Origin of the sequence: Streptomyces sp. NBC_00271, assembly GCF_036178845.1 — a bacterium.
GTDB lineage: Bacteria > Actinomycetota > Actinomycetes > Streptomycetales > Streptomycetaceae > Streptomyces.
This window is the reverse complement of sequence record NZ_CP108070.1, coordinates 4,846,195-4,860,025: the sequence shown is the minus strand read 5'-3', so window position 1 is coordinate 4,860,025 and position 13,831 is coordinate 4,846,195. Positions and strand designations below refer to the sequence as shown.

12 protein-coding genes and 2 pseudogenes are annotated in these 13,831 nt (G+C 72.1%); 10 read left to right on the top strand and 4 right to left on the bottom strand.

Features of this window, described 5'->3' with window-relative positions; all coding sequences use genetic code 11:
* Positions 1-12 precede the first annotated feature (12 nt).
* Positions 13-1,032 (bottom strand): SEC-C metal-binding domain-containing protein, encoded by a 1,020-nt coding sequence (locus OG798_RS22415; RefSeq protein ID WP_328757590.1) that lies wholly within the window; start codon positions 1,030-1,032, stop codon positions 13-15.
* A 197-nt stretch (positions 1,033-1,229) separates the two neighbouring features.
* Between OG798_RS22415 and OG798_RS22410 the strand changes: the two are divergent.
* Positions 1,230-2,092: pseudogene (locus tag OG798_RS22410) on the top strand (class E sortase).
* Between the two features lie 170 nt (positions 2,093-2,262).
* On the opposite strand, the gene OG798_RS22405 reads toward OG798_RS22410, so the two are convergent.
* Positions 2,263-3,669 carry an MFS transporter gene (locus OG798_RS22405; RefSeq protein ID WP_328757589.1) on the bottom strand — a complete coding sequence of 469 codons (1,407 nt, stop codon included), beginning with the start codon at positions 3,667-3,669 and terminating at the stop codon, positions 2,263-2,265.
* A 133-nt stretch (positions 3,670-3,802) separates the two neighbouring features.
* On the opposite strand from OG798_RS22405, the gene OG798_RS22400 reads away from it, so the two are divergent.
* From OG798_RS22400 to OG798_RS22385, 4 genes are all read left to right on the top strand, one after another.
* A complete protein-coding gene (locus OG798_RS22400; RefSeq protein WP_328757588.1) occupies positions 3,803-4,330 on the top strand; it encodes a winged helix-turn-helix transcriptional regulator in 528 nt (175 codons plus the stop codon).
* A 75-nt stretch (positions 4,331-4,405) separates the two neighbouring features.
* Positions 4,406-4,723 carry a DUF6412 domain-containing protein gene (locus OG798_RS22395; RefSeq protein WP_121416016.1) on the top strand — a complete coding sequence of 106 codons (318 nt, stop codon included), beginning with the start codon at positions 4,406-4,408 and terminating at the stop codon, positions 4,721-4,723.
* Between the two features lie 186 nt (positions 4,724-4,909).
* Entirely contained in the window at positions 4,910-5,617 is a 708-nt protein-coding gene (gene yidC / locus OG798_RS22390; protein WP_121416017.1) for a membrane protein insertase YidC, read from the top strand.
* A 136-nt stretch (positions 5,618-5,753) separates the two neighbouring features.
* Positions 5,754-6,611 (top strand): fumarylacetoacetate hydrolase family protein, encoded by an 858-nt coding sequence (locus OG798_RS22385; protein WP_060898963.1) that lies wholly within the window; start codon positions 5,754-5,756, stop codon positions 6,609-6,611.
* Positions 6,612-6,905: 294 nt separating this feature from the next.
* Here OG798_RS22385 and OG798_RS22380 read toward each other — a convergent pair whose 3' ends face one another.
* Entirely contained in the window at positions 6,906-7,394 is a 489-nt protein-coding gene (locus OG798_RS22380; RefSeq protein ID WP_328757587.1) for a heme-degrading domain-containing protein, read from the bottom strand.
* Positions 7,391-8,485, bottom strand: a complete 1,095-nt coding sequence (locus OG798_RS22375) for a Gfo/Idh/MocA family oxidoreductase (protein WP_097225749.1) — start codon at positions 8,483-8,485, stop codon at positions 7,391-7,393. The genes OG798_RS22380 and OG798_RS22375 overlap by 4 nt, the downstream gene beginning before the upstream one ends.
* Before the next feature lie 48 nt (positions 8,486-8,533).
* On the opposite strand from OG798_RS22375, the gene OG798_RS22370 reads away from it, so the two are divergent.
* From OG798_RS22370 to OG798_RS22350, 5 genes and pseudogenes are all read left to right on the top strand, one after another.
* On the top strand, positions 8,534-9,682 hold the full coding sequence (locus OG798_RS22370; RefSeq protein WP_097225750.1) for an ROK family transcriptional regulator: 1,149 nt from the start codon (positions 8,534-8,536) through the stop codon (positions 9,680-9,682).
* A 223-nt stretch (positions 9,683-9,905) separates the two neighbouring features.
* Positions 9,906-10,976 carry a hypothetical protein gene (locus OG798_RS22365; protein ID WP_328757586.1) on the top strand — a complete coding sequence of 357 codons (1,071 nt, stop codon included), beginning with the start codon at positions 9,906-9,908 and terminating at the stop codon, positions 10,974-10,976.
* Between the two features lie 48 nt (positions 10,977-11,024).
* Entirely contained in the window at positions 11,025-11,783 is a 759-nt protein-coding gene (locus OG798_RS22360; RefSeq protein WP_095854452.1) for a GntR family transcriptional regulator, read from the top strand.
* 202 nt (positions 11,784-11,985) lie between these two features.
* Positions 11,986-13,110 (top strand): TIGR03364 family FAD-dependent oxidoreductase, encoded by a 1,125-nt coding sequence (locus OG798_RS22355; protein ID WP_095854453.1) that lies wholly within the window; start codon positions 11,986-11,988, stop codon positions 13,108-13,110.
* Between the two features lie 5 nt (positions 13,111-13,115).
* Positions 13,116-13,796, top strand: a pseudogene (locus OG798_RS22350) (HAD family hydrolase); the annotation flags it as partial.
* Positions 13,797-13,831 lie beyond the last annotated feature (35 nt).

The window sequence follows — 13,831 nt, the reverse complement described above, 5'->3', positions numbered from 1 at the left end:
AACAGAGTCGCGTTACTCGGCGGTGGGTCCGTGGCACTCCCCATAGCCCCGCTCCGACCCGCACCAGCACTCGACGCTCTGCTGCGGCGGCCACGCCACCGCCAGCCCCCGGGCCGCCAGCGTCGTCGCGTACTGCGGGAGCAGGGTCGCGTCCGACGGGGAGGAGGCCTCCGAGGCGGCGAAGGCCTCGTAGGACGGGACGGTTCCCGTGACGATGCCGAGGTTCGGGGTGCCGGAAGTCGCCAGTTCCCGTAGCGACGCCTCTATGGTCGCGAGGTGTTCGTCGTGGGACGGGTACTCCGAGGTGAGGGTGGGGTACGCCGTCAGGAGTTCCGTCAGTTCGGTGGTCGGCCAGTGCAGGATCGCCACCGGGAACGGGCGGGACAACGCCTCCCTGAACGTGCCCAGTTCCGCCCTGAGACGGGAGATCTCCGCCTGGAGTTCGGCGGGGTTGTCCGAGCCGAGGGACCAGACGCGCTTCGGGTCGTGGAGTTCGTCCAGGGAGACCGGGGACGAGTGGAGGGTGTCGGCCAGGGCGTCCCAGTCGTCGTGGGCCGCGCCCAGCATGCGGCGGACGCGGTGGCGGCCGAAGAGGAGCGGGTGGGTGGCGTACGGGGGCTCCGACGTCTCCGTGAGGAGGAGCTGCGCGGCCTGGGTGAACGTCTCCTGCGCCGCTTCCAGCTCGTCGTGGGACTCCAGGGCCTCGGCCACGATCACCCAGGGGGCCGGGTCCCGGGGAGACGCGGCGCGGATGCCGTCGATGATCGCCCGGGCCTCGGCCTCGTGGCCGTACTCCCACAGGTTCGAAGCCTTGAGGGCGCGGACCAGGTGGGGATGCTCCAGGGGGGTCGAGGACGACAGCAGGCGGTCGTAGAGCGCGGTGGCTCCGGGGCGGTCGCCGGCCAGTTCGAGGTGGGCCGCGGCCTGCACGAGCAGGTGTTCGGCGTCCTCGGGGTAGAGGCCTGCGGTCCGCTCCAGGCGCGCTGCTTCGGCGTTGTGGTCGACGTGCTCGGCAGACGTGTCGGGGCGCATGGGGGACACCGTACTGCCGATGCCGTTCGGGGGAGAGATACCTGCAGGCCAGAGGGCGGGATCTCTTCGCTGCCCTTGGGGGCCGACGAACGGTTCGGGCGGTCATGGGGCTGGTGAGTTCGGGGCGCAGCCCTTATCTTGCGGGCCCGGTCAAGGAGGCAAGGCAGTCGAGGCGGTCGAGGAGACGAGGCATCGGTATGCGGGCTCCCGGCATCGTGCGGCGCGGCCTCGGGGTTTCCGGCGTCGTGGATCACGGCACTCGGCGGAGGCGGGCCGCGTACCGGCGGGTGGTGTGGGGCGGGGGCGAGGTTCTCGTCACCGTCGGCCTCATTCTCCTGCTTCTCGTCGTGCATCAGCTCTGGTGGACCAATCGGCAGGCCCGGGAGGGCGCCGAGAGGAAGGTCCAGGCATTGGAGAGGGAGTGGGGGAGCGGGGAGGGGAGGGGAAGGGCGACGGGCAGGAGCAGGGGGCGGGGGTGTCGGGTGCGGGGAGTGGTTCGGGTGGCTCGGCGGGGGGTGGCGCGTCGTCCGGGGGTGGTTCCGGGGCGTCCGGCGGGGGCGGTTCCGGGGCGTCCACCGAGAGTGGGCGGGCTCAGGGAACGCCCTGGTCGTCCCAGGCGTACGCCGTGCTCTCCATTCCCCGGCTCGGTCTTCGTGTGCCGGTCGCGGAGGGGGTCGGCAAGCGGGATGTCCTCAACAAGGGGTACGTCGGGCACTACCCGCACACCCAACAGGCCGGGCAGGCGGGGAACTTCGCGCTCGCGGGGCATCGGAACACTCATGGGGAGCCGTTCCGGTACATCAACCGGCTGCGGCGGGGGGACGAGATCGATGTCGAGACGGCGGCGGGGCGCTACGTCTACGTCGTCGACAGGACGCTTCCGCAGACCTCCGCGAATGACGGAGGGGTCATTCGGGAAGTGCCGCGCAGTACCGTTCGGCCCGCCTACGGGTACAGCGCGCCGGGGTACTACATCACCCTCACCACCTGCACGCCCGAGTACACCTCCCGGTATCGACTCGTGGTGTGGGGGAAGTTGACCTCGATGCGCCCGCGTTGACCACGGTCACCGTCCCGTGCGGGGAACGGTTCCGTGCGGGGAACGGTCTCGTGCGGGAACGGCCCCGTGCGGGAAACGGTTCCGTGCGGAGATCCGTTCCGTCCGAGGGAACGGCCCCCGCCCGGGAATCCGTCCCCTCCCTCCGAGGAACCGCCCCCGCCCGGCAAGCGTCAGACCCGGTCCCGAAGGGCCAGCACGCTCGCGCCCGCCACCAGCGCCAGCCCCGCCGAGACCGCGATCGCGATGTCCGCGCCGTGCGCGAGCCCGCCCGTGGAGGTGACGATCGCGATGGTCAGGGCCACGCCCGCGCACGAGCCGATGTAGCGGAACGTCTGCTGCGCGCCCGAGCCCATCGCGGCGCGGGTCGCGGGGACGGACTCGACCGCGACGAGCGGCAGCGCGGCGTTGAGGAGCCCGCTGCCGACGCCGGAGACGAGGAAGCCGGGCAGCAGACGGGTCCATGAACCGGCGTCGAGCGCGCCGAGCATCGTCAGGACGCCGACCGCGTGCAGCGCGAAGCCGAGGGCGAGTTGGTGGCGCGGGGAGACCCGGCCCGCGAGGCGCCGCACCTGCAGCGCGACCCCGAAGGACAGCCCGGACCAGAGCAGGAACAGCCACGCCGTGTCCAGCGCGGACAGGCCCAGGGTCTGCTGGAGCAGCGCCGGCAGGAAGCTGAACAGGCCGATCACCGCGAGGCCGGTGAACAGACCGCTCGCGGAGGAGGCGAGGAAGCGGCGGTGGCGGAGCAGGGAGAGGTCGATCATGGGTGTACGGGTTCGGTGTTCGACGAACACGAACGCCGTCGTCAGGACGACGAACGCCGTCAGCAGGAGGCCCACCGACGGGCGCAGCCAGCCGTCCCGGCCCAGGGTGAGCGCGGCCACCAGGGCGACCAGCGCCAGGCCGAAGGTGAAGGCGCCGGCCAGGTCGGGGCGACCGCCTCGGGAGGCCCGGGACTCGGTGAGGGTCCGGGTGCCCAGCAGGGCGACCAGGAGCGCGGCGGCGCCCAGGACGGCGTACGCGATCCGCCAGTTCAGGGTCTGGGCGATCGCACCGGCGAGCAGCGGGCCCAGGGCTATGCCGCCGCTGACGAACGCGCCCCACACGCCGGTCGCGTGCAGCCTGCCGCGGGCGGTCGGGAAGGCGTGGACGAGCAGGCCCAGGCTGCTGGCGAGGATCGCGGCGCTCGCCGCGCCCTGCGCGACGCGGGCCAGTGTGAACAGCCAGGTGGAGGTCGCGAGCGCGCCGAGCGCGGTGGTGATGCCGAGGGCGACGGTGCCGGAGAGGAAGATCCGGCGGCGGCCGTAGTCGTCGGCGAGGCTGCCCGCGACCAGGAGCAGTGCGGCGAGGCCCAGCGGGGTGCCGTTGAGCAGCCAGGCCTGGGCGGAGACGGGGGTGTGCAGCGCGGCGGCGGTGTCGGGGAGCGTGACCATCGGCGCGGTGTACGTCATCAGGGCCACGGCGGTGGCGGCGCTGGTGACGGCGAGGGTGGCGGTCGCCCGCGGGGGTGTCTCGAGGTGTGTGCCGGGGGGTGCCGAGGACGCCTTCGCGGTGGTGGCGTGATCGAGCTGGGACATGGTCTGCCCTTCGGGCTCCGGAGTGGATCGGTGGAAGGGCAGGTTCAGTCAATGAACCATCCCCGTGGGTCGACCGTAGCATCTTGGGTTCGTTCATTGAACCGACTGGTCGAAAAGTGGCTACAGTGGGGCCATGGCTCTCGGCAAGGACTACGTGACGCAGGAGTGCTCGATCGCCAGCGCGCTCGAGATCGTCGGCGAGCGCTGGACGCTCCTCGTCGTGCGCGACGCGCTCTACGGCGTACGGCGCTACAACGACTTCCTCGTCCACCTCGGCATCCCGCGCGCGGTTCTCGCGTCCCGGCTCCAGGCGCTGACCGCCGAGGGCATCCTCGAGAAGCGCCGCTACCAGGAGTCGCCGCCGCGCGACGAGTACGTCGTCACCGACCGCGGCATCGCCCTGTGGCCGACCCTGCGCTCGCTCGGGCGGTGGGGCCGCGAGCACCGCGGCGAGGCGCCGCTGCGTTACTTCCGGCATGCGACCTGCGGTACGGAGCTCGGCTCGTACGGCGAATGTGCCACGTGTGGAACCGTCGTACCCGTCCCGGACGTCGAAATGGTGCCGGGACCCGGACTCGATCCGGACCCGGCGGATCCGGTCAGCCGGGCGCTGCTCAAGCCGAGGCGGCTGCTGGAGCCGATCGACACCGGTCACGCATAAGATCGACACCGGTCACGCGTAAGCAGGTACGGGGGACGTGAGCCCGCGTACGAGAGGGCGAGAGGAGGGTGGTCCGTGGTCCGGAGTTCGGCGCACGTACGCCCTGTCGCCCTTCTGCTCGTGCTGCTCCTCGAACTCGCCGTGCTGGACGCCGGCAGCCTCCCGGCAGCCGTCGCCGTCGCGTTCACCGTGACCGCCGCGGCCGGGGCCGCGCTGGCCGTCTGCGCCCTCATCGGCTCGCGCAGCGCGTCCGCCGTCCCGCGTACGCGGGTTCGTACGGCGATCCGTGACCGTGAGCGCCGTACGGCGTTCCTGCCCCAACGTGATCCCGACGCCTCGGGGCGTCCGCGCCCCCGAGCGCCCGGGCGGGCCCTCCTGACGGCCGCCGCGTAGGGATCCCAGCAGGAACTCGCCAGAACTCGCCAGTCGTACAACCCCTGTCTGCGTACCCCGTGCGGGTCGTCATGCCGACGCGTCATTTCTCATTCCGGCACGACGAGACCCCCGGAGGGCTCATCCATGTCCACCTCCATGTCCGCCTCCATGTCCACCTTCATGTCTGCTTTCACGCCCGCACCCATGTCCGCTTTCGCCGGGCTGGTCGAGCGGCTCGCCGATCTGCTCGAACCGCTGTTCCACGCTTCCGCTGCCGCCGCCGCGATCGTCCTGTTCACCGCGCTCGTACGACTGTTTGTGCATCCCCTGTCCCGGGCGGCGGCGCGGGGACAGCGGGCGCGTGCCGCGTTGCAGCCGCGGATCGCCGAACTGCGCAAGAAGTATCGGAAGGATCCCGAGAGGATGCGGAAGGCGGTGCTGGAACTGCACGAGAAGGAGAAGGTGTCGCCGCTGTCCGGGATCCTGCCCGGGCTCCTTCAGCTGCCGGCCTTCTTTCTTCTCTATCACCTGTTTTCCAGTTCCACCGTCGGCGGTGAGGCCAACGAGCTGCTGAGCCACCAGTTGTTCGCCGCGCCGCTCGGCGGGCGGTGGCTGGACGTGCTCGGGGGCGGTGGGGTGTTCGGTGCCGCCGGGCTTGTCTACCTCGCTCTGTTCGTGGTGGTCGGCGCGGTCGCCGTCTTCAACTATCGGCGTACGAAGCGGACGATGGCCGCCTCGGCGCCTGCGGCCGACGGGGCGGAGGTGCCCGGCCTCGGTGCGGTGAGTGCGTTTGTGCCGTTCCTGTCCTTCTTCACACTCGTCACCGTGGCCGTGGTGCCGCTGGCCGCCGCGCTGTACGTGGTGACCAGTACGGCTTGGAGTGCTGTGGAGCGTGCGGTCCTGTATCCCTGAGGGTGTGGCGGCGGTGCGGCGGCGGTCCAGTCCGTGAACGGGGTATTGCGGACTGGACGCGCAGCTTGGAGGATCGACCAGTCCTCCGATGGCTGCACCCGTCGGTGGCTGCCCGCGATCGAGGGAGACTGTGATCATGAAGCTGCTGCGAGTCGGTACGGCGGGATCGGAGCGGCCCGCGCTGCTCGACGCCGAAGGGATCCTCCGGGATCTGTCGGGAGTCGTGCCGGACATCGACGGGGCGCTGCTCGCCGACGACGCGGCGCTCGGGCGGGTCCGTGCGGCCGCCGAGTCGGGGGAACTGCCCGTGCTGGACGCGGACGGGCTGCGCGTCGGGCCGCCGCTCGCCCGGATCGGCAAGATCGTCTGCATCGGGCTCAACTACCACGACCATGCCCGCGAGACCGGGGCCGAGCCGCCTGCCGAGCCGGTGATCTTCTTCAAGGCGGCGGACACGGTGGTCGGGCCGGACGACACCGTGCTCGTGCCGCGCGGGTCGGTCAAGACCGACTGGGAGGTCGAACTCGCGGTCGTCATCGGGCGTACCGCCCGCTATCTGGAGTCGCACGAGGAGGCGCTCGCGCGTGTCGCCGGGTACGCGGTGGCGCACGACGTCTCCGAGCGGGAGTTCCAGATCGAGCGCGGGGGGACGTGGGACAAGGGGAAGAACTGCGAGACGTTCAATCCGCTGGGGCCGTGGCTGGTGACGGCGGACGAGGTTTCCGACCCGCAGGATCTTTCGCTGAAGCTGTGGGTGAACGGAGAGCTGAAGCAGGACGGGACCACGGCCGAGCAGATCTTTTCGGTGGCGGAAGTGGTCCGGTACGTCAGTCAGTTCATGACGCTCTATCCGGGGGACGTCATCAATACGGGGACGCCGGCGGGGGTTGCGTTGGGGCAGCCGGAGCCGAAGCCGTATCTGAGGGCCGGGGATGTGGTGGAGTTGGAGATCGGGGGGTTGGGCAGGCAGCGGCAGGAGTTCAAACCCGCGTAGGTGCGCCGCCGGGGTGGGCGGGGGTGTGTTGTCGGGTGCCGGTTCGTCGTGGCTGGTCGCGCAGTTCCCCGCGCCCCTAAAAGATTGCGCAGTTCCCCGCGCCCCTGAAAGCCTGCGGTCACCTGTGCTGCCAAGGTTCCGCAGTTCCGCGCGTCCTCTGAAAGATTGCGCAGTTCCCCGCGCCCCTAAGGACTTGCGGTCACCCTCGCTTTCAAGGCGACGCAGTTCCCCGCGCCCCTGAAAGACTGCGCAGTTCCCCGCGCCCCTGAGGAGACAGGGGCGCGGGTGTGGGGCTTAGCTTCCCAGGAACTGGTGGAGCGCCTTGATGACCATGGCGTGGTCTTCCAGTTGGGGGAGGCCCGAGACCACCACCGTGCCGATGACGCCCGCGCCCTCGACCGTGAGGGGGAACGCGCCGCCGTGGGCCGCGTAGGTGTCGGGGTCGAGGCGGGAGGACGCCTCGAAGGTGGTGCCCTTGGCGCGGAAGCGGGTGCCGACGAGGAGCGAGGAGCAGCCGTAGCGCTCGACGACGCGGCGCTTGCGGTCGATCCAGGCGTCGTTGTCCGGGGTCGAACCGGGCAGGGCGGCGTGGAAGAGCTGCTGGCCGCCGCGGCGGATGTCGATGGCGACCGGAGCGGCGGCCTCACGGGCCATGCTCACGAGCAGGGTGCCCAGCGTCCACGCGTCGTCGTACGTGAAGTGGGGGAGCACCAGCTGCCGCTCCTGGGACTCCAGTTCCGTGATCTGTTCCGCGAGCAGCCGCGCGGTGTCCTCGGTGCTCACAGGGACACCACCGTGCCCTCGGTGGCGGAGCGGCGGGCCGCCTCCAGGACGTCGAGGGCGGCCGCGGCCTCCTGCGCGGTGACCGGGTTCGGGGCGCCGTCGCGGAGGGCGGCGGCGATGGCCGCGTAGTACGCGGGGTACGCGCCCGGGAGCGTGGGCTCGGGGCGGCCGCCACCCGTGAGCGGGGACTCGCCGGAGCCGACGCGGCCCCACAGGGACTCGGGCTCGACACCCCACTCGGCGGTCGCGTCGGGACGCTTGCCCTCGCGCAGGTCCGCCTCCTGCGGGTCCAGGCCGTGCTTCACGTAACCGGCCGCGGAGCCCAGGACGCGGAAGCGCGGGCCGAGTTGGGCGGTCGTCGCGGAGACGTAGAGGTGGGAGCGGACACCGTTCGTGTGCGTGATCGCGATGAAGGTGTCGTCGTCGGTCTGGGCGCCGGGGCGGCGGACGTCCGTCTCGGCGTACACCGAGGCCGCGGGGCCGAAGAGGACGAGGGCCTGGTCGACGACGTGGCTGCCGAGGTCGTAGAGGAGACCTCCGATCTCTGCCGGGTCGCCGGACTCGCGCCAGCCGCCCTTGGGCTGCGGACGCCACCGCTCGAAACGGGACTCGAAGCGCCATACGTCGCCCAGCTCGCCCTCGTCGAGCAGCTTGCGGAGGGTCAGGAAGTCGTTGTCCCAGCGGCGGTTCTGGAAGACGGAGAGGAGCAGGCCGCGCTCTTCGGCCAGCGCGGCCAGCTCGCGGGCCTCCGCCGCCGTACCGGCGAGGGGCTTGTCGACGACGACCGGCAGGCCCGCCTTGAGGGCGGCGGTCGCGAGCGGGACGTGGGTCTTGTTCGGGGAGGCGATGACGATCAGGTCCAGCTCGTCGGCGCGCGCCCAGAGCTCTTCGGGCGTGGCGGCGAACGAGACTCCGTCGCCGAACTCGGCGCGTGCCTGCTCCTGCCGCTCCGGGTTCGAGGTGACGATCGTGTCCAGGGCCAGGCCCTCGGTCGTGGCGATCAGCGGGGCGTGGAAGACGGAGCCCGCGAGGCCGTAACCGATGAGGGCCACGCGGAGGGGGGTGCCAGTCGTGCCAGTCGTACCAGTCATGACGTCCACTTTCACAACGCTGTTGCCAAAGTGCAAGCGCGGGGGACAATGGCGTACGTGAACAGGACCAACGCCGAGTCGGGAGTCAATCTGCTCGCCCTGCGCAGCCACAACGCCGCGCTCGTGCTCGATCTGCTGCGCACGGCCGGGGAGGGCGGTATCAGCCGGCTCGAACTCGCCGAGCGCACCGGGCTGACCCCGCAGGCCGTCAGCAAGATCACCGCTCGGCTGCGGGCGGACGGGCTGGTGGCGGAGGCGGGGCGCCGCGCGTCGACCGGCGGCAAGCCGCGGACCGTGCTGCGGCTCGTGCCCGAGGCCGGGCATGCGATCGGGCTGCATCTCGACCGCGACGAGGTGACGGTCGTGCTGTGCGACCTCACCGGCGCGGTGGTCGCCGAGCGGCGGGTTCCGCTCGATCTGGGGGCCGGGGCGGAGGCGGTCGTCGAGTCGGCGGCGGGGGAGGTCGAGGCGCTGCTCGCGGGGGCGGGGGTGTCCGTACTGGGCGTGGGCGTCGCCCTGCCGGGGCCGCTCGACCATGCCCGGGGTGTGCTGCATCGGGTCACCGGGTTTCCCGAGTGGGACGGGTTCCCGTTGCGGGACGCGCTGGCGGGGCGGCTCGGGGTGCCCGTGGTGGTGGACAAGGACACGAACGCGGCCGCGTTGGGGATCGCGGTGGTGGGGAGGGAGAGCGGCGTCGGGAAGACGGGGGATGTGTCCCCCGGCCCCCTCGAATCCTTCGCCTATCTGCACCTCGGTACGGGGCTCGGGGCGGGGCTCGTGATCGGTGGGGGCGTGCACCGGGGGGCGCGTACCGGGGCGGGGGAGTTCGGGCATCAGGTCATCCAGCTGGACGGGCCCCCGTGCGGCTGCGGCAACCGTGGCTGCATCGAGGCGTTGTGCCTCGCCGCGGTGGACCGTGGTGCCATGGGTGAGGCGGCGCGGGTGCTCGGGGTGGGCGCCGCGAATCTGGTGGGGCTGTTGGACATCGACCTCGTGCTGCTCGGCGGGCGTACCGTCGCCGCGCATGAGGAGGCCTTCGTACGGGGTGTCGGTGCCGTTCTTGAGGAACGGGCCCGGCTGGAGGGCGTGGACGACGGGGCGATTCCGGTGCGGGTGGCGCCCGGTGGGGCGCGTGGGGTCGCGGAAGGCGCGGCGCAGTTGCTGCTGGCGCCGCTGTTCGGGCGCGGGGAGGACTGAGCGGCTCGGGTGTTCAGGGCGGTTCCCCGGCCGGGTGACTCGGCCGTTCGGGGGGACTTCGGGGGCCGGGCGGGGTGTGTCGCGGGCGTGGCGGGGCGGTGGGCGCAGGCCGGTGTGGGACGGTCACGGGGCCGTTGCCCTGTACGCCGTTGCCCTCACCGCCCGACGCTTGCGACCCCTTTCCCGACCCCTTCCCGCCGCCCTTGATCGGCAAAGGCCCCTCATGCGACTGCGCAAGACCAGCCCCTTCGCCCTGACCGCCGTTGCCCCCGCCCTGGGGCTCGGGCTCGCACCGCCGGCCGCCGCCCACGCGCTCACGCCTCTCGGGCCCACCGCGAGCCCCCGCCCCACCTGCGCCGCGCCCGACACCCGGGCCTTCCCGATCAAGACCCGGATCCACGACGGGCCGGACGCCTACGACGTCGGCGGCGACTTCCGGACCTGGTACATCGACCTGACCAACACCACCGCGCACACCTGCGGAAACATCCACCCGATCGTCGTGCTCGTGGACAGCAAGCGGGTGTTGCGGCCGGAACAGGCGCGGCTGGAGTTCTACGAGGGGGAGCGCACGCATCCCGTCGAGTTCGAGAAGAGCGACCAGGACGAGAACGTCGGGGCGTTCGACGACGGGTTCCCGGGGTTCACGGTCGGACCCGGCCGGACGCTCACCGTGAAGGTCAGGCTCTCCGTGACCTCCGACGCCGCCGTGCCGAACGACGTCGTCGCCAACGCGGCCGTGGTGCAGCGCCACAACAACGACGGGGACTGGGTCGGGGAGTCGAACGCGTACCGCTTCCGGATCGACGACGAGAGCAGGAAGAGCGACGGCGACGTTGTGGAGGCCGGGGGCAACGGGGGCACTGGGGATGGCGGAGGTAATGGGGGCACTGGGGACGGCGGCGACGGTGGGGGCGGCGATGGCGGAGGTGACGGCGGAGGCGGCGGCGGTACGAGCGCGGCTCCCGACGCCAGCGCCACCGCCGCCGGCAACAGCAGTGGCAACAGCACCGGCAGGAGCACGGACGGCGTCACCGGCACGGGCACCGGCACCAGCAGCCCCACCGGTACCGGAGACGGTGGTGGCGGCGGTCGTGACGGCGGTGACAGCGACGGTGACGCCGCGGGAAAGGAACGGGACGGGTCCTCGGCGGCGGACGACGGGTCCTCGTCCGCGGACGAACTGGCCATGACCGGGCCGCGCGAGGCCGCCCTGGCGGTGGGCGTCGTCCTGCTCGCCGCCGGAGGCGTGCTCCTTGTGGCCTCCCGCTGGTCCCGGTTCCGGCGTCGCTGAACCCTCCCACCGGCGCAGCGCCCGTACCGCATCTGGGACCATCCCCCCGTGGACTACCCGAACGACCAATCGCCCGGCGCCCCCGTCCGCTCCGGCATCCCGGAGCACGGCCGTATCCCGAAGTACTACGCGGTCAAGGCGCACATCGCCGTGCTGATCGAGGAGTTGGGCGAAGGGGGGCTGCTGCCCACCGAGCGCGATCTCGCCGAGACGTACGAGGTGGCCCGCGAGACCGTACGGCAGGCACTGCGGGAGTTGCTGCTCGAAGGCAAGCTGCGGCGGCAGGGGCGCGGCACGGTCGTCGCGGGGCCGAAACTGGAGCAGCCGCTCTCCCTCGCGAGCTACACCGAAGGCGTACGGCGGCAGGGGCGCACCCCCGGTCGTACGCTCATCTCGCTCGACCGCTTCCCGTGCCCGCAGGCGCTGGCCACCGAGGCGGGGCTGACGCGCGGTGAGCCCGTCTGGCACATGGAGCGCGTGCTGCTCGCCGACGACGAGCGGGTCGGTCTGGAGAGTACGTACGTCGCCGTGGCCCGGGTGCCCGACCTCGACCGTGACTTCGACCCCGACTCCTCCTTCTACGCCTACCTCCACGACCGGCTCGGCATCGCGTTCGGTGACGCGGACGAGCGGATCGAGACGGTGCTGGCGACGCCGCGCGAGGCGCTGCTCATCGGTACGCCGCCCGCGCTGCCGATGCTGCTGATCCACCGGGTCTCGCGGGACACGAAGGGGCGGCCGCTGGAGCGGGTGCGGACGCTGTACCGGGGGGACCGGTTCTCGTTCACGGCGCACCTGGGCAGGTGACGTTCACCGCGTACCCCGGCAGGTGACGTTCCGCGTACCTCGGCAGCTGACGCGCGGCGGGCCGGGGCGGGCTCGGGCTCGTCCTTTCGGTCAAGTAGTGTCACGAGAAGATAACGGGTCTAGCCCAAACGTGATGGGCGGTTCACCATCTGGTTGCTGTCCGGACCCCTTCGATTCCCCCTTCCCGAGGAGCGTGGCCGTTGTGAGAGTGATAGTCGTCGGAGCCGGCGTGGTGGGTACCCTGCACGCCTGGCACGCAGTGGAACGCGGCCACGAGGTCGTACAGATCGAGCGTGAGGCGGAGGCCCGCGGGGCCTCGCTGCGCAACTTCGGGCAGATCTGGGTGAGTGGTCGCGCCGGAGGAGAGGAGCTGGAGACCGCCCTGCGGGCGCGGGAGCTGTGGGAGGGGATCGGGGCACGCGTCCCGGGCGTCGGCTTCCGGGCGTGCGGATCGCTGACCCCCGTGCGCAACCCGCGCGAACTCGCCGTCGCCGAGGCCGCCCTGGCCCGCGAGGACGCCGCCGCCCGCGGCTACAAGCTGCTCGCCGCGGACGAGGCACGCGCCGTGAACCCCGCCCTGCGGGGTGCCTTCGAAGCGGCCCTGTTCTGCGAGCGCGACGCGGCCGTCGAGCCGCGCACGGCCCAACTCGCTCTCCGCGCCGAGCTGTCGAAGTCCCCGAACTACACCTTCCTGCCGGGGCGCGAGGTCCGTGACGTCGTGGGAGAGCACGCCGTGCGCGACGACCACGGGGACGTCCACACCGGTGACGTCGTCGTGCTGTGCACGGGCGCCTGGCTGGGCGGTCTCGTACGGGAGCTGGCCGGGCCCGAGCTGCCCGTACGGCGGGTGCGGCTGCAGATGATGCAGACCGAACCGCTGGGCGAGCCGCTCACCACCTCCGTCGCCGACGCCGACAGCTTCCGGTACTACCCCGCGTACCGCAGCCCCGCCCTCGACGACCTGGACGCACACCAGCCGCAGGCCCCGATCGCCGCCGCGCACCGGATGCAGCTGCTCATGGTGCAGCGCGCGGACGGCGGGCTGACCATCGGCGACACCCACGAGTACGAGCACCCCTTCGCCTTCGACACCCTCGAAGACCCCTACGAGCACCTCACCGAGGTCGTCGAGTCCTTCCTCGGCCGCCCGCTGCCGAAGATCCGGCGCCGCTGGGCCGGGGTGTACGCGCAGTGCACCGACCCGAGCCGAGTCGTGCACCGGCAGCGGGTGCGGGACGGGGTGTGGCTGGTCACCGGGCCCGGCGGGCGCGGCATGACCTGTTCGCCCGCCATCGCCGAAACGACCGCCAACGAGCTGGGATGGTGAAAGAAATGACCGAGGACATACGACTCGTCGTGCTCGACATGGCGGGCACCACCGTCGCCGACGGCAGCCTGGTGGAGCAGGCCTTCGCCGTGGCCGCCGGGGAGCTGGGCGTCGAGCCCGGGTCCGCCGACCACACCAGGAAGCTCGACCACGTCAGGGCCACCATGGGCGAGTCCAAGATCTCCGTCTTCCGGCACCTGTTCGGCGAGGAGTCCCTCGCCCGGCGGGCCAACGCCGCCTTCGAGAAGGCGTACGGGGAACTCGTCGACGGCGGGCGCCTCGCGCCGATCGCCGGGGCGCGCGAGGCGATCGAGGAGCTCCGGGCGGGCGGCCGTACCGTCGTCCTGACCACCGGGTTCGCCCGCGTCACCCAGGACGCCATCCTCGACGCCCTCGGCTGGCAGGGGCTGGTGCCGCTCACGCTGTGCCCGGCCGACGCCGGAGGCCGCGGGCGGCCGTACCCCGACATGGTCCTGGAGGCCTTCCTGCGCACCAAGGCGGCGGAGGGCGTCCAGCAGGTCGCGGTCGTCGGCGACACCTCGTACGACATGCTCAGCGGCGTACGCGCCGGGGCGGGCGTGGTGGCCGGTGTGCTCACCGGGGCGCACGGCGACGAGGTGCTGCGCGCGGCCGGGGCCGGCCATGTGCTCGGCTCGGTGGCCGAACTTCCCGCCCTGCTCGACGGACCCACCGGAGGCGGACCGCTCGCTGGAGACGACCC